Here is a 15,395-nt window from a genome sequence, read left to right on the forward strand (position 1 = left end):
CCTGGCCAACATCCGGAATGGCCGCCCCAAGATGAAAATCTTCTTCATCACATGATTGGACTTTACAGCGTGCGAGGATCACCGTATGACGACGAACATTGTAATCGCGGACGACCAAAGAAGTGTGAGGGAAGGATTCCGCCATATCCTCGAAATCCAGCCAGACATGAAAGTCATCGGCGAGGCGGGCGATGGCGAGACGGCCCTCGAACTGGCCCGTGCGTTACGACCGGACGTCCTGCTGGCGGACATCCAAATGCCCTGTATGGACGGCCTGGAACTCACCCGCAGGCTGGCGGAGGAAGCGCCCACGGTCCGGGTCGTCGTGGTCACCACCTTCGACCTGGACGAGTATGTGCACTCGGCGCTGCGGTCCGGTGCCTATGGCTTCCTCCTGAAGCGGTCCGGTGCCGCCCTGTTGGTGGAGGCGGTACGCGCCGCGGTCGAGGGCGATTCGCTGATCAGCCCGCAGATCACCACCCGGCTCCTGCGCAGCCTGACCGTGCCGCACCGGGACCTGAGCCGGCAGGTGCAGCTGACGCCACGCGAGCTGGAGATCGCCCAGCTCGTCGCCGACGGCCTCACCAACGTCGACATCGCGGCCGAGCTGTTCATCTCGCCCGGCACCGTGAAGACCCATCTCGCCAATCTCCAGGGCAAGTTGAAGGTCCGCAACCGGGTGGGGATCGCGGCCTGGGTGTGGGAGGCGGGGCTGCGCAAGAACCAGTAGGACCGACGGGGCCCGCAGTGGACCGAACGGCTGGAGGGACCGTGACCGCTGAGAGCCCGGAGCAAGCCGCCAAGTGCATCGTCGTCCGAGTGAAGATCACCCGAGTGACCGCGGAGCGGCTGCCCGGTTGCGTCAGCGGCTCCATTGTTCCCTTCACCTTCGATCCGGACCTGGAATTAGTGGTTGACCCCGCACTGCTGGAACGAGAGGAAATCTTCTTCAATACCGCGGATTTGGTGCTGCCCGTGGCCCTCGATGTTCGAGACTGCGTACGGATTGCGCGCAAAAACCCTCTGTCCTGCTGCCGTTCGCAACGGCGGCAGGACAGAGAGGTGTGGGTTCTGCTGTCAGCTCAGCGCCCGCCAGTCGTCCCAGTCGGCGGCGGTCATCGACACCAGAACCGTGCGGTCGCCCTCGTAGGGTGCGCGACCGTGGCTTGCGAGCACGTTGTCGACCATGAGGAGGTCCCCTTCGTCCCAGTCGGGACTCACGGATGTCCGCTCGAACGCCGCGTGAATCTCGGCGAGTACGTCCTCACCGATGGGGCTGCCGTCGCCGAAGTAGGCGTTCCTCGGCAGATCCCGTTCGTCGAAGATTGCGAGCAGCGCCTCCGTCGTGGCCTTCGGCAGCGAGCCGACGTGGAACAGATGGGCCTGGTTGAACCAGACGGTTGCCCTGGTGACCGGGTGGGTGGTGAGGGCCGGGCGCACTCCCCGTCATGCGCCCCGCATCTCCAGACGCTTGAGGCGCAGGCGAAAACGCTTGGTATTGCGGGAGGGGGAGGCCACTCGGACGCCGCTCGCCCGACCGGCGGTGCGCCGAGGCCGGCTGCCATCGCCACGACGGTGGCGTCGAGGCCGCACGTACGAAATGCCCGATTCGGTGTGTATCGGACGGCCCCTGAGTATCCGGCTTTCAGGAAGCGGGCCCCGCGTCGTGCCACGGGTAGTCCGGCGGTGGGGGTGTGCCCGTCTCGCGGGAGACCTCTCGGGTGATGCGGCGCCAGACGTGCTCCGGGGGCGGGGTCGGCAGGTCCATCGCCTCCGCGGAGCGAGCCGCGGTCACCAGGCGGGTCAGCGTGCGCAGCTCGGCGCGGCAGAGGTCGCACCGCTCGACGTGACGCAGCGCCTCGGCGTCGTCGTCGCCCGGCGCCGCGTTGCCCAGGGCCAGTTCCACCAGGTGCGCGGACTCTACGTGGGCCACTGCGCCCTCCCGGACTCCACGGGCTCCGCCGTGACGACGAGGTTGGACACGTAGCCTCCTCGCTCGGGGACGTACGGAGGCGCACAGGTGATGAGGATGAGGACGGGGGCGCCGGTCCGGCGGAACGCCGAGGGCGGCAGGTCGTCCTTCGGCACGGTGACCCGTGAGACGACGCGGTAGTTCACCGGCTCGCCTCCCGCTCGGCGCACCTCGACCCGGTCTCCGCGCCGCACGTCGTACAGCGCCAGGAACTCGCCGAGGTCACCGGTCTCGGAGTCGACGTGCCCGACCAGCACGGCCGAGCCCCGGGCACTGCCCGGCGCGGGGCCGTAGCGGTACCAGCCGGCCACGGAGGGGTCGTCGGGGACGGCCATGTCCCCTTGACCCGTCACGCCGACCGGGCTGACCCGGGCGTCGAGGTCCGCGCGGGGTACGAGCACGCGCCGGGGCGGTGGATCCTGCGCCGTGCCGGGGGCGGTCTCCGGGGCCGCCGTGACGGGGGCGGTTCCCGGGGCCGCGGCGTCCTCGCGCTCCGACGGCGCTGCCGCGAAGTCCGGAGGAGTGGGCGCGGACCGGTCCGACGGCGTGGCGGGAAAACCGAGGACGGCTGCCAGAACGGCAGCCGCCACAATCGGTCCCGTCAGCCGTCGTGTGCCGTCAGCCACGCCGGCGGGCGACCCGGCGGGCCATCAGCACGCCGGCCACCGCGACCGCTCCGGCCCCGGCGGCCCAGGCGGGCCCCAGGTCGGTGGAGTTCCGCTCGACGGCGGCGCCACTGCCGCCCGCGGGGACGCCGCGGGGCGACGACTCCATGCCGCTGAACGTCTGGGTCGCCAGCGCGAGGTTCTTGTCCTCGGCGCTGCCCCAGGCGTAGACGACATTGCTCGTGCCTTCGCCGAGCTTCAGGTCGGCCGGGCCGATGGCCACGGTGTCCGTACCGGCGAGCACCACATCGGCGTTGATCGTGCCCGCGTCGACCTCGGCGGTGTCCTCCTTCGGGTTGGTCAGGTCGCTGAAGACCGGCTGTCCGCCGGCCCGCACGTCGACGGCGGGTGCCGCCGCGACATGACGGACCGTCAGGCGGCTCTTGCCGGCGTCGACCTGGGAGACGTCGTTGGTGAACGCCGTCAACTCCGGCTTGCCGTCCGCGGAGAGGTGGGCGGCGACCGTGGCGTTCGCGCCCTCGGGCACCTCGATCTTCTTCTCCAGGGCCGGAGTTCCGTCAGGGCCCTGGCCCGCTTCGAAGATCTGGATCTCGTAGGTCCCGGCGTCGAGGGACTGGGGGTCCGTCACCGTGCCGGGCTTGAAGTCGCCGATCAGTTCGTCACCGTTGGCGTACACGTCCACGGTCATACCGGGGATGCCGTGGAAGACGGACACCATGGCCTTGTCCTGCTGGTCGGCCAGAGCGGGTGCGGTAACGCCGAGGGCCAAGGCGAAGGCTCCGGCCGAGGCGGCGATGGCGATGCGGGTGTGAGTGGTCATGGGAATCATTCCTTCGAACGGAGTCTCCGTACGGTGCGGAGTCTCGGTCCTGCTTCAGGTCCAGGGGCCGCCGTGGATGCGCGCACGGCGTCATCGCTACAGATCCGTGTCGGGGACCGGGGGCTGCTCGATCACCAGACGCAGCCGGTGCAGGCCGCGGCGGGCGTGGCTCTTGACGGTCCCCAGGGGCATGCCGGTGCGCTCCGCGATCTGCGCCTGGGTCAGGTCCTCGTAGAAGGCCATGCACAGCACCTCCCGCTGATGGCTCGGCAGCCGTGCCAGGGCGTCGACCAGCAGCACCCGGTCCAGGACGCGGTCCGGTGCCGCCTCGTCGGGCCCGGCGGTGTCCGCGTCGCGGCCGGCCGAGTCGATGAGCGTCAGCCGCCTCGTCCGGGCCGCCAGCGCGTCGACGATCTTGCGGCGCGTGATGCCGACCAGCCAGGCGCCGAGCGGGCCCCGTTCGGGCCGGAATCCGGCCCGGCCGTGCCAGGCGCCGAGGAAGACCTGCTGGGTCACGTCCTCCGCCTCGTAGGTGTCACCGAGCAGTCGGGTGGCCATGGTGTGGACGAGTGACCCCCAGCGCCGGTAGATCGCGGCGAACGCCTCCTCGTCGGCGGCGACGAGGCCACGGGCCAGCTCCTCCTCGTACCGCGTTTCCTCCGCGGGCGCGGTGGGGGCGGTGAGTCGTGTGTTCGTGATCATGGCCTGGTTCCTCCTGCAGTGCGTCGTGCGGGGACGGAAGGCCGTCTGCCGAACCGCACCGGTCGCGCCCTGCCGAGCCGCGACCATGCGCTCGAATCCAGTGTTCGGCGCACAAACGACGCATCTCAACATGCGTCGTTTGTGCGTCGTACAGTCGGAGGTATGGGAGTACACGAACGGGACAGCGGGGAGCGCGGACGCGGGGGCACGCCGCTCGGCGGCGGTCTGACCACCGGCGAGGTGGCCAGGCGGCTGGGGGTCGCGCCCACCACGGTCCGCACCTGGGACCGGCGCTACGGCCTCGGCCCCGACGCGCACACCGGCGGCCGGCACCGGCGGTGGAGCGCCACGGACGTGGCGCGGCTGGAGCGGATGTGCGCCCTGACGGCGACCGGGATACCGCCCGCCGAGGCGGCCCGCACGGTCCTCGGCGAAGCGACACCGCAGGCGGCCCCGGCCGGGCGGGCCGCCCAAGCGCCCCCGCGGGCGCTCCCGGGCCGGCCGGCCGCCGACGCGCCACGGCCACCGTCACCACCACCGTCCGCCCGCAGCCGGGCGGGCAGCGGGCTGCGCCTCGGCGATGTGCGTCAGGAGTGCAAGGGCATCGCCCGTGCCGCTCTGCGCCTCGACGCCGCCGCGCTGGACGAACTGCTCGAGGCCGCGATCGCCGAGCACGGGCTGGTCGCCGCCTGGACCGAGGTGATCATGCCGACCCTCCAGGCGGTCGGCCGCAAGTGGGAGAGCTCGGGGGAGAAGTACGTCGAGGTCGAGCACTTCCTGTCCTGGCACGTCTCCGGCGCGCTGCGGCGCGGCGCCCCGCCCGCGGCCGCCGACGGCCCGGGCGCGACCACCGTGCTCGCCTGCGTGCCGGGGGAGAACCACACGCTGCCCCTGGAGGTGCTGGCCGCCGCGCTGGCCGAACGCGGTCTGCCGGTGCGCATGTTCGGCGGCGCCCTGCCCGTGGAGTCCCTCGTCACGGCCGTACGCAGAACCGGGCCGGCGGCCGTGGGGCTGTGGGCGCAGTCCCGGACGACCGCCAGCCGGCCGCTGGCCCAGCACGTGGCCGCGATGGAGTGGGGGGTGCGGGGCGCCCGCCGCAAGCCGGTCGTCCTGACGATCGGGCCCGGCTGGACCGGCCGGGCCGTGGCCGGCCTGCCGCGGCCGAGGGGGCTGGCCGAGGCCGTCGCTCTGCTGGAGTCGGTCGTGTCGCGGTAGCCCCGGCCGACTGCATCCGAACAGGGCCGTCGGCCGGAAGCGGTGCGGGAACACAACACAGTCGGCCGGGCGGCCGGGAGCGGGGTGCGGAGATGAGCGGCGCGTGGTGGGCCCGGTGAGCCAGGGGCCTGCCGGCACGTCGGACGTGCTGGTCCTCGGGGGCGGTGCCGCCGGCCTCAGTCTCGCGTACCGGCTGGTCGAGACCGGCGTCGCGACCGTGACCGTGGTGGAGCCGCCGGACGGTCCGGCGCGTCCGCCGGAGCGGACGTGGTGCTACTGGGACCAGGGCGATGGCGAGGGCGACTTCGACGAAGCGGTCACCGCCACCTGGCCCCTGCTGCGGGTGCACGGCCCCGACGGCAGCCCGCTCACCGTCGATCCGGCCCCCTCCCGCTACCGCATGGTGCGTTCCACCGCGTTCGAACGGCTGGTGCACGCGCGGCTGGCCCGTTCGCCCGGCGGACGGCTGCTGCGCGCGACGGCGGACGCCGTGCGCGACGTACCCGAAGGCGCGGAGGTGCGCTGCACCGCACCCGGCGGCCGGACGCTGACGCTGCGCTCCCGGTACGTGTTCGACTCGCGGCCCCTGCGCGCCCTGCCACCGGCCCGGACGCAGCTGCTCCAGCACTTCCGCGGCTGGTTCGTGCGCACCCGCGCCGACCGGTTCGACCCGGCGGTCGCCGACCTCATGGACTTCCGGGTGCCCCAGCCGCGGCACGGGCTCGCCTTCGGCTACGTCCTTCCGCTCGCCCCGGACCGGGCCCTCGTCGAGTACACCGAGTTCTCCCGGACCCCGCTGACCACCCCGGCCTACGAGGCGGCGCTCGGCCACTACGCCCGCGAGGTGCTGCGCCTGGGCGAGTTCACCGTGGAGACGGCCGAGCAGGGCGTCATCCCCATGACCGACGCCCGCTTCCCCCGGCGGGCGTCGGCGGCCGTCTTCCGCATCGGCACGGCGGGCGGTGCGACCCGCCCCGCCACCGGCTACACCTTCGCCGCCGTACAGCGGCAGAGCCGGGCCATCGCCGCCGCCCTGCGGGACGGCCGCGGCGCCGTGCCCGCACCGCACGGGCGGCGGGCGCTCGCCATGGACGCGGTGCTGCTGCGGGCCCTGGACACCGGGCGGATCGACGGCCCCGCGTTCTTCACCGGACTGTTCCGCCGCACGCCCACACAGCGCCTGCTGCGCTTCCTCGACGGCGCCACCTCGCTCCGGGAGGAGTGGGGCATCGGACTGCGCACCCCGGTGGGCCCGATGCTCCGCACCGCCCTCGAGGTGCCCTTCCTGCCCCGCCGCCCCCACCCCGCCCCAGGAACCGGAGAGAGCCCCCCATGACCCTGCTGCGCGACCGCGACCTGGCACACGCCTTCGACCACGCGTCCCGCACCTACGACCGTCTCACCGGCCTCAGCCCCGGCTACCGGAGCGACCTGCTGCGCTCGGCCCGCCGGCTCCGGCTCCCCGGGGACGGGGCCGGTCTGCACCTGCTCGATCTCGGCTGCGGCACCGGCGCCTCCACCCGGGCCCTGCTGCGGGCCGCACCCCGGGCCCGGATCACCGCGGTGGACGCCTCCGCGGGCATGCTGCGGCAGGCGCTGGCCAAGCCGTGGCCCGACGGCGTGCGCTTCCGCCACCTGAGCGCCGAGGAACTGCCGACGGCCGGCGAGGGCCCGTTCGACGCGGTCTTCGCCGCCTACCTGTTCCGCAACGTCTCCGACCCGGACGGTGTCCTCGGCACGGTGCGGACCCTGCTGCGGCCGGGCGGGCGGCTCGCCGTCCACGAGTACAGCCTCGGCGGCTCGCCGGCACACCGGGCGCTGTGGACCGCCGTCTGCCAGGGAGTGATCATCCCGGCGGGCACGCTCACCGGTGACCGGGCCCTGTACCAGCACCTGTGGCACAGCGTCCTCGGCTTCGACACCGCTTCCGTCTTCACCGGCCGGCTGACGCGGGCGGGGTTCACGGGTGCGCGCGCCCTTCCCCTCGCCGGGTGGCAGACCGGCATCACGCACACGTTCGTCGCCCGCAACGGCTCCACCGCGGCAGCGGAGGCCACCCGATGAGCCCGGGCGCCGCCGCCCACCGAGGCGGGGAGGGTCGCCCGAGGAGCACCCGCCCGGCCGCCCGCCGCGGACGGGACCGCAAGGCCGAGGTCCTGATGCCCGTGCCCGGCCGGGACCGGTTCGCGCCCGGGGACGCGCCGTCCGTCGCCGTGGTGGGCGGCGGGATCGCAGGTCTCGCCGCGGCCACCGGACTGGCCGAACGCGGGGCCCGGGTGACCCTCTACGAGCGGGAGGAGTCCCTGGGCGGCCGCCTCGCCGGGCACCGCACCCGGCTGGCCGACGGCTCCGAGGTGACCATGAGCCGCGGCTTCCACGCCTTCTTCCGCCAGTACTACAACCTGCGCGGCCTGCTGCGGCGCACCGACCCAGCCCTCGCCCGCCTCACCCCGCTGCCCGACTACCCCCTGCGGCACAGCGGCGGACTGACCGACAGCTTCGCCCGCGTCCCGCGCACCCCGCCCCTCAGCGCCCTCGGCTTCGCCGCCCTCAGCCCCACCTTCGGCTGGCGCGACCTCACCGCCCTGGACGCCCGGGCGGCGCTGCCGCTGACGGACGTGCGCGTGCCCGACGTGTACACCCGCTTCGACCAGGTCGGCGCGACCGACTTCCTGGAACGCGTCCGCTTCCCCGAGGCCGCGCACCACCTGGCGTTCGAGGTGTTCTCGCGCAGCTTCTTCGCCGACCCGCGCGAACTCTCCGCCGCCGAACTGATGCTGATGTTCCACATCTACTTCCTCGGCTCCTCGGAGGGACTGCTCTTCGACGTGCCCGACGAGCCCTTCCCGCAGGCCCTGTGGGAGCCGCTCGGCGACTACCTCCAGCGCCTCGGCGCGACCGTTCGCACCGGCACCCCCGTCCACGGCGTGGAGCCCGTCGGCACCGGGGGAGCCGAGGTGCGCACCGGCACCGGCACCGACCGGCACGACGCGGTGGTGCTCGCTCTGGACACCGGGGGACTGCGCCAGGTCGTCGCCGCCTCGCCCGGCCTGGGCACCGCCCCCTGGCGCGACGGCATCGCCGCCCTGCGCACCGCCCCGCCGTTCCTCGTCTCGCGGCTCTGGCTCGACCGGCCGGTCCGCGCCGACCGCCCCGGCTTCCTCGGCACCAGCGGCTACGACGGCCTGGACAACATCAGCGTCCTGGAACGCTACGAGGGCGAAGCCGCCCGCTGGGCCGCGAAGCACACGGGTTCCGTGGTGGAACTGCACGCCTACGCCGTCGCCCCCGGCGCCGGCCGGGAGACCGTGCAGGACGTGCTGCTCGGGCAGTTGCGGCGGGTGTACCCGGAGACCCGTCAGGCGCGCGTCGTCGACGCCCGGCACGAGTGGCGCTCGGACTGCCCGCTCTTCCCGGTCGGCACCCACCACCGGCGCCCCACCGTGACGACCCCGCACCCGTGGCTGACGCTGGCCGGCGACGGGCTCCGCTGCGACCTGCCCGTGGCCCTGATGGAACGCGCCGCCACCACCGGCTTCCTGGCGGCCAACGCCCTGCTCGCCGGGTGGGGCGTCCGCGGCCAAGTGCTGTGGACCGTGCCCCGGGCGGGCCGCTCCCCGGTGCTGCGGGCACTCGGCGCGTTCGCGGATCGCCCGGCGCGCCCGTGACACCCGGCCGTCGTACGGGCCCGCAACGCCCGTGCCGCCGGTGACGCCAGGCCGCCGGGCGGGCCCGGGGCGTGCCGCACAGGCCCGTCCGGGCGGGCCGCCCCCGCTGCTGTGGGTACTTGGCGCGTTCGCGGATCGCCCGGCGCGCCCGTGACACCCGGCCGTCGTACGGGCCCGCAACGCCCGTGCCGCCGGTGACGCCAGGCCGCCGGGCGGGCCCGGGGCGTGCCGCACAGGCCCGTCCGGCGGGGTCACCTCACCCGGGGAACCGTCCGGTGCTGCGCAACGCCCAGCGCCGCTCCGCGTAGGCCAGGTCGTCGCGCCACAGGCGCCCCGCCGTGTGCCGCATCAAGGGGCGCAGCACGGGGGCGGCGGCCCGGGCCAGTGCGAAACCGCGCCGCTCCGAAGCGGCGACGACCGCCTCGATCACGGCCGTCCGCGGCCGGTCCGCGTCCGCGGCGGTCAGCGGCGTGGCGTGGGTCTCCACCACGGACGTGGCGCCCTCGCCGTCGGTGATGCGCATGACGACGGTGCGCGGCTCCGGCGCGGTGAACTCGGCCCGTACGGGCACCACGAGTCGGCCCGCCACCCGGAAGGACACATCGACGACGAAGGCGTCGTTCTCGTCTCCCTCGTCTCCCCGCGGTTCCCGGGCGACCGTCAGATCGACGAACGAGTACGGATGGAACCAGGACCCGTGCCACGGGTCGAGCCGGTTGGCCACCACGTCCTGCGGTTCGCACCGCCCGACCGCCGTGAACACGGCGTCCACCCCGGTGCCGGGTGCGGGACGGGCCGGGACCACGGGCCGCTCCGACGGCTCCTCACCGCCGACCGCGTCCAGCCGCACCCACACCAGCACCCCGTCGTCGTGGACGGGGTACGGCTGCCAGCCGGCGAACGGGGAGCCGTCCAGGGCCAGTCCGTGCCAGTGGCACATCAGCGTGCCGCACACCACCCGGCTGTCCCGCAGCGGTGCTCCGAGGTGCGGGCAGGCACCGGGACCCGCCCGCAGGTCACCCGAGCGCGAGCGCCACAGCACCACCTCGACGCCGGCGACGGTCCTGCCGTAGGGGCTGCCGGGGCGCACGTCCCGGGAGGCACCGACCACGAACCAGTTGCCGGAGGGCCGGGCGGACGCCCGTTTCAGCGTGTCGGCGATCAGCGCCGGACGGGCCGCGCGCCAGGTCGGCGTCTGCTCCGCCCAGCCCGGGCCGCGGCGCCGCCGCAGCGGTGCGGTCCAGCGCGCCTTGTCCGCTCGGTCACCCATGACCCGGTCCCTTCCGTTCCAGCGCGGCGTGGCCCGCCTCGGGAGCCGCGTGCCATCGCGCGCCGGCCGCCTTCAGGACACCGGCCGCGGCGGTGGCCGCCCGCCGGCGCCGGGGTACCACCGCACGGCGGTGCAGCACGGTGTAGTCGTGCCGCGCGATCGCGTCGAGGATGCCGCCGTAGAGCGTGAACGCGGTCCCGATGCAGGGGCGCACCCGCGGGTCGAGCATCGCGATGCCCGGTTCCGCCGTCCGGTACACGTCCCTGGTCAGGGCCTCGGCCGCGACGAGTGCCGCCCGGATGCGCGGGTCGCGGCGGCCGGTCCGCCGGCTCCACTCCAGGAGCGGCCGGTCCACGCCGTGGGCGGCGAGCAGGTCCGCGGGCAGGTAGACGCGACCGCGGTCCAGGTCCTCGCCCACGTCCCGCAGGAAGTTGGTCAGCTGGAACGCCACCCCGAGGGCCGCCGCGTGCGGTGCCGCCTCCTCGCGCGGGACGACCGTGCCGAGCACGGGCAGCATCTGCAGGCCGATCACCGCGGCCGAGCCGTGCATGTAGGCCCGCAGGTCGGCGTAGGTCGGGTAGTCCGTGACGGTCAGGTCGGCGCGCATCGAGGCGAGGAAGTCCGCGAACAGGGTCACCTCGATGCCGTAGCGGTCGGCGGTGTCGGCGACGGCCCGGACCACCGGTTCGGTCCCGCCCCCGCTGCGCAGCGCATGGGTGAGATCTCCTTCCAGCCGCTTCAGCAGCAGGTCCCGCTCGTCGGGTGTAAGGCGCCGGTCCAGGTCGTCGACGATGTCGTCGGCCCAGCGGGCGAAGCCGTACAGCGCGTGCACCGCCGAGCGGCGTTCCAGCGGCAGCAGGCGCGTGGCCAGGAAGTAGGTCCGGCCGTGCCGGGCGTTGAGCTGCCGGCACCGGCTGTAGGCGGTGCGCAGGCCGGGGTCGGTGATCCCGGCCGCGTCCAGTTCACGACGGGTCATGGGCACCTGCTCCGGTCGGGGTGGACGGGAGGCGGTTCGCGGACCGGCCCGCCCGGGCCGCCCGGGTGCGGCCCCCGGTGACGCGGGCGGCCGCGAGTTTCCCGCTGATGAGCACGGTCGGCACGCCGACACCGGGGGTGGTCCCGCAGCCGGCGAGCACCACGTTGTCCAGCCCGCGTACGAGGTTGCGCGGCCGGAAGGGTCCGGTCTGGGCGAAGGTGTGGGAGACGGAGAAGGGACTGCCCGCCGCGTGGCCCTGGGCCGTCCAGTCGAGCGGGGTCACCAGCAGTTCCTCCTCGACGCTGTCCGCGAATCCGCCGAGGCCGCGGCGTTCCAGCTCGGCGACCAGGCTGTCGCGGTAGCGCGGGCCCAGGTCCCGCCAGGCGGCGGCGGAGGGGCCGACGGCGGTGTTGGGGCAGGGCGCCAGGACGTAGTGGAGGTGACGGCCCGGCGGCGCCAGCGAACTGTCGTGCGTGGTCGGACGGGTGATCAGCAGGGACGGGTCGCTCATCAGCGTTCCCGAGCGGGTCAGTTCGTCGAAGGTGCGCTCCCACGCGGCGCCGAAGGACAGCGTGTGGTGGGCGAGGTGGGGCCAGGTGCGGTCGGTCCCGGCGTGCAGCACCACGGCGGACGGCGAGTGCCGCAGCGGTACCGGGCGCCGGGGAGCCCGGCCCAGGAGCCGGTGCGCGGCGGGTAGTTCGCAGGTCAGCACCACCGCGTCGCACGGGATGCGCTCACCCGAGGCGAGCCGGACGGCCCGCACCCGGCCCGCCGAACGTTCCAGCGCGCTCACCTCCGCCGACCACCGCAGCTCGGCACCGGCACCGGCCGCCACGTCCGCCATCGCGCGGGGCAGGGCGTGCATGCCGCCCTTGGGGAACCAGACGCCCGCCACGGTGTCCATGTAGGCGATCACCGCGTAGGCCGCGAGAGCCCGGGCCGGTGCCACCCCGGCGTACAGGGCTTGGAAGGAGAAGACGCGGCGCAGGCGGGGGTCGGAGAGGAAGCGGCCGATCCGGCCGTCCAGCCGGCCGAAGCCGCCGAGCGCCGCCAGCCGGGCCAGATCCGGGTGCGCGAGCTGGAGGGGCGAGTCGAAGTTGGTGTCGATGAAGCGGCGCATCTGCGCCCGGTACAGCCGCTCCAGCCACTCCCGCAGCCTGCGGTAGCCCGCCGCCTCCGCCGGTCCGGCGAAGCGCCGCACCTCCGCCTCCATGGCGTCGCCGTCGGTGTGCACGTCGAGCGAGGTCCCGTCCGCGAAGCCCGCCCGGTAGGCGGGATGCAGGGCCACCAGCTCGACGTGCCGGCCGAGGCTCTCGCCGACGGCCGCGAACGCCTCGTCGGCCAGCTGCGGCATCGTCAGCACGGTGGGCCCGGTGTCCACCAGATAGTCGCCGAGGCGTACCCGCCCGGCCCTCCCGCCCGGGCCGGCGTCCCGTTCGACGAGCGTGACCCGGCGGCCGGCGCCCAGCAGATGCAGGGCACACGCCAGCCCGGACAGGCCGGCGCCCACCACGACGACATGGTCCGTCGGCCCCGTCACCGTCCTCATACGAGTTCCTCCGCGTGGTGCGGGGCGATGCCCGAGGCCCGCTCGACCAGGGCGGCGAACTCCCGCCGTACGCCGGGTGCGGCGCCGGTCGCCCCGAAATGCCGCACACCGGTGGCCGCCAGGTCCGCGATCCTCGCCTCCACCTCGGCCCGGGCGCCCGTCCGCTCCAGCGCCGCCCGCATCCGCTCGACGGTGTGCCCCGGCCGGGCGTCCGCGTCCGGGGCGAGCACGGCGGCGGCGTCCTGGTCGCCGGTGGCCTCCGCGAGCCGGACGGCGACGGCGAGGAGCGGGGTGAGCTTGCGGGAACGCAGATCCTCGTCGGCCGGCTTGCCGGTCAGCGCCGGGTCGCCGAAGGCGCCGAGGAGGTCGTCGCGCAGCTGGAAGGCCAGCCCCGCGCACCGGCCCGCGGCCCGCAGCGCGCCCAGGGTGCGGGCGTCCGCACCGGCCAGCGACGCGCCCAGCGCCAAGGGCCGCGCGACCGTGTACCGGGCGCTCTTCAGGACGGCGATGGCCAGTGCCTCCTCGGCGCCGGACGAGCCGCTCGCCTGCGCACGCAGGTCGCGGTACTGCCCGGCGACCATCTCGGTGCGCATGACCCGCCACTCGTCGTGCAGCCGCGAGCCGTGCGGCGAGGCGAGCGCCGTCTCCGTCAGGAGATCGTCCGCCCACGCCAGCGCCAGATCGCCCGCGAGCACGGCCGCCGACGTCCCGAACGACTCGGCGGTCCCGTCCGCGCGGCCCCGGTGCTCCCGGGCGAACTCCACGTGTATCGCGGGCCCACCCCGGCGCAGCGGTGATCCGTCCATCACGTCGTCGTGGATGAGGGCACAGGCCTGGAGCAGTTCGAGGGCGGCCCCCACGCGCAGGACCGCGCCGGCGTCGCCCGAGCCGCCCGCGGCCCGCCACCCGCACCACACGAACGCCGTACGCAGCCGCTTGCCGCCCCGCCGGACGAACGCGGCGACGCGCTCGGCCATGTCGTGGGCGAACACCCCGCCGGTGTCGCGGGCTTGCCGCAGCCGCGCCTCGAGCACCCGCTCGAGGACCGCCTCCATGGCGCGCGTGGCCCCGGGAGCGGTGAGCGGGGCGTGGTTCGTCTCCGCCGGTCCGGCCACCGTCGGCCGCGGTCCAAGCATGCACAACCCCTTCTCGCTTCCCGTCATCCGCACATCAGTGCTTCTGCGGGGAGCTGTGTTTCGGATGCGCCGGGCGCCGGGCTCTCAGTCGCGGCCCCGGGCCTGCCGGAAGCGGGCCAGGCCCTCGCCCAGGTCGAGGAGCGGTGCCGGATAGCGGAGCCGGGCCCGCTCGTCCTCCGGCAGCCGCCAGGGCTCGTGCACCGCGGCGCCGCCGACGTCCGCCAGTTCCGGCACCCAACGGCGTACGTAGGTGCCGTCCGGGTCGTAGCGCTTGCCCTGGAGCACGGGGTTGAGGACGCGGTGGGGGCGGGTGTCGGTGCCGGTGCCGGCGACCCACTGCCAGTTCAGCTGGTTGTTGACGAGGTCGCCGTCCACCAGGAACCGCAGGAAGTGCCGGGCGCCGATCCGCCAGTCCACGTACAGCGTCTTGGTCAGGAAGCTCGCCACCAGCAGCCGGGCGCGGTTGTGCATCCAGCCCTCGTGGCGCAACTGGCGCATGCCCGCGTCGACCACCGGGTAGCCGGTGCGGCCCTCCCGCCACGCGGCGATGTCCTCGGCCGCCTCCTCCTCGCCGCGCCACCGGTCGTCCCGGGTGCGGTAGTCCTGGACGGCCGCCTCCGGCCGGGCGGCGAGGACCTGGTGGTGGAAGTCGCGCCAGCACAGCTGGCGGACGAACGCCTCCGCCCCGGCACCGCCCTTCGCACCGGCTCGCCGGACCACCTCCACCGGCGAGAGCGCCCCGAAGTGGAGGTACGGAGACAGGCGCGAGGTCGCGTCACCGGCCAGGTCGTCGTGCCGTTCCTCGTACCGGGACAGGCCGGCGTCCGCCCACCGCGCGAACCGGTCGCGCCCCGCCGACTCCCCACCGGCCGGGAGATCCTGTGACAGGTCCGCCACCCCCGCGCGGGACGGCAGCTCCTCGCCGCGCACCGCGTCGGGGACACGCACCACACGCGGCGCGGGCAGGGGGTCGCGCAGCGGCTCCTTGGACCAGCGGCGCATGTACGGGGTGAACACGGCGAAGTGGTCCGAGCCGTGCGGGGTGACGGCCCCCGGCGCGAGGGCGGTGACCACGCCGTCGTGCACCCGCAGCGCGACACCGTCGGCGTCGAGCTCCTCGCGCAGCCGCTCCTCACGGCGGTGGGCGTAGCGGGTGACCCCCGCGGCCATGTGCACCTCCCCGGCACCGCAGGCGGCGGCGACCGCGCGGACCTCCGGGGCGACCGGCCCGGTGCGCACAACCAGCCGCCCGCCGCGCCGGCGCAGCGAGGAGTCGAGGTCGGCCAGGCAGTCGACGAGGAACGCGGCGCGGTTGGGCACGTCGAAACCGGCGGCGTGGACGGCGGGGTCGCGGACGAACAGGGGGACCACCTCGTCCGCCGCGTTCAGCGCGGCGTGCAGGGGCGGATGGTCGTGCAGACGCAGGTCCGAGGTGAACAGGACGACCGCGACGGTCATGGT

15 protein-coding genes are annotated in these 15,395 nt (G+C 74.6%); 5 read left to right on the top strand and 10 right to left on the bottom strand.

Features of this window, described 5'->3' with window-relative positions; translation table 11 throughout:
• The first annotated feature begins 85 nt into the window (after positions 1–85).
• The gene (locus G3I77_RS16215) at positions 86–730 is read left to right on the top strand and encodes a response regulator transcription factor (RefSeq protein ID WP_248504402.1); all 645 of its coding nucleotides are present in this window, start codon (positions 86–88) and stop codon (positions 728–730) included.
• Between the two features lie 347 nt (positions 731–1,077).
• Here G3I77_RS16215 and G3I77_RS16225 read toward each other — a convergent pair whose 3' ends face one another.
• The 5 genes from G3I77_RS16225 to G3I77_RS16245 form a co-directional block, all read right to left on the bottom strand.
• Positions 1,078–1,440 (bottom strand): TauD/TfdA family dioxygenase, encoded by a 363-nt coding sequence (locus tag G3I77_RS16225; protein WP_248504404.1) that lies wholly within the window; start codon positions 1,438–1,440, stop codon positions 1,078–1,080.
• Positions 1,441–1,645: 205 nt separating this feature from the next.
• Positions 1,646–1,933, bottom strand: coding sequence for a hypothetical protein (locus G3I77_RS16230; protein ID WP_248504406.1), 288 nt, complete (start codon positions 1,931–1,933; stop codon positions 1,646–1,648).
• Positions 1,921–2,562, bottom strand: coding sequence for a class F sortase (locus G3I77_RS16235; protein WP_248504408.1), 642 nt, complete (start codon positions 2,560–2,562; stop codon positions 1,921–1,923). The genes G3I77_RS16230 and G3I77_RS16235 overlap by 13 nt, the downstream gene beginning before the upstream one ends.
• Before the next feature lie 28 nt (positions 2,563–2,590).
• Positions 2,591–3,418, bottom strand: coding sequence for a DUF4397 domain-containing protein (locus G3I77_RS16240; RefSeq protein ID WP_248504410.1), 828 nt, complete (start codon positions 3,416–3,418; stop codon positions 2,591–2,593).
• A gap of 96 nt (positions 3,419–3,514) precedes the next feature.
• Positions 3,515–4,120 carry a sigma-70 family RNA polymerase sigma factor gene (locus G3I77_RS16245; protein ID WP_248504412.1) on the bottom strand — a complete coding sequence of 202 codons (606 nt, stop codon included), beginning with the start codon at positions 4,118–4,120 and terminating at the stop codon, positions 3,515–3,517.
• 162 nt (positions 4,121–4,282) lie between these two features.
• On the opposite strand from G3I77_RS16245, the gene G3I77_RS16250 reads away from it, so the two are divergent.
• The 4 genes from G3I77_RS16250 (at position 4,283) to G3I77_RS16265 (ending at position 9,003) form a co-directional block, all read left to right on the top strand.
• Positions 4,283–5,335: a MerR family transcriptional regulator gene (locus tag G3I77_RS16250; RefSeq protein ID WP_248504414.1), complete on the top strand. Its 1,053-nt coding sequence runs from the start codon at positions 4,283–4,285 to the stop codon at positions 5,333–5,335.
• Positions 5,336–5,450: 115 nt separating this feature from the next.
• Positions 5,451–6,671, top strand: a complete 1,221-nt coding sequence (locus tag G3I77_RS16255) for a lycopene cyclase family protein (RefSeq protein ID WP_248504417.1) — start codon at positions 5,451–5,453, stop codon at positions 6,669–6,671.
• On the top strand, positions 6,668–7,399 hold the full coding sequence (locus G3I77_RS16260; RefSeq protein WP_248504420.1) for a class I SAM-dependent methyltransferase: 732 nt from the start codon (positions 6,668–6,670) through the stop codon (positions 7,397–7,399). The genes G3I77_RS16255 and G3I77_RS16260 overlap by 4 nt, the downstream gene beginning before the upstream one ends.
• Positions 7,396–9,003 (top strand): FAD-dependent oxidoreductase, encoded by a 1,608-nt coding sequence (locus G3I77_RS16265; protein ID WP_374385401.1) that lies wholly within the window; start codon positions 7,396–7,398, stop codon positions 9,001–9,003. Before G3I77_RS16260 ends, G3I77_RS16265 begins: the two co-directional genes overlap by 4 nt.
• A gap of 256 nt (positions 9,004–9,259) precedes the next feature.
• Here G3I77_RS16265 and G3I77_RS16270 read toward each other — a convergent pair whose 3' ends face one another.
• The 5 genes from G3I77_RS16270 to G3I77_RS16290 form a co-directional block, all read right to left on the bottom strand.
• On the bottom strand, positions 9,260–10,273 hold the full coding sequence (locus G3I77_RS16270) for a DUF5914 domain-containing protein (protein WP_248504422.1): 1,014 nt from the start codon (positions 10,271–10,273) through the stop codon (positions 9,260–9,262).
• Entirely contained in the window at positions 10,266–11,249 is a 984-nt protein-coding gene (locus tag G3I77_RS16275; protein WP_248504424.1) for a phytoene/squalene synthase family protein, read from the bottom strand. Before G3I77_RS16275 ends, G3I77_RS16270 begins: the two co-directional genes overlap by 8 nt.
• A complete protein-coding gene (locus G3I77_RS16280) occupies positions 11,236–12,798 on the bottom strand; it encodes a phytoene desaturase (protein ID WP_248504426.1) in 1,563 nt (520 codons plus the stop codon). Before G3I77_RS16280 ends, G3I77_RS16275 begins: the two co-directional genes overlap by 14 nt.
• Complete coding sequence (locus G3I77_RS16285; protein WP_248504428.1) at positions 12,795–13,934, bottom strand: polyprenyl synthetase family protein; 1,140 nt, start codon at positions 13,932–13,934, stop codon at positions 12,795–12,797. The genes G3I77_RS16280 and G3I77_RS16285 overlap by 4 nt, the downstream gene beginning before the upstream one ends.
• Before the next feature lie 84 nt (positions 13,935–14,018).
• Positions 14,019–15,392 (bottom strand): deoxyribodipyrimidine photo-lyase, encoded by a 1,374-nt coding sequence (locus G3I77_RS16290; RefSeq protein ID WP_248504431.1) that lies wholly within the window; start codon positions 15,390–15,392, stop codon positions 14,019–14,021.
• Positions 15,393–15,395 lie beyond the last annotated feature (3 nt).

The organism is Streptomyces sp. D2-8 (assembly GCF_023184515.1).
GTDB lineage: Bacteria > Actinomycetota > Actinomycetes > Streptomycetales > Streptomycetaceae > Streptomyces.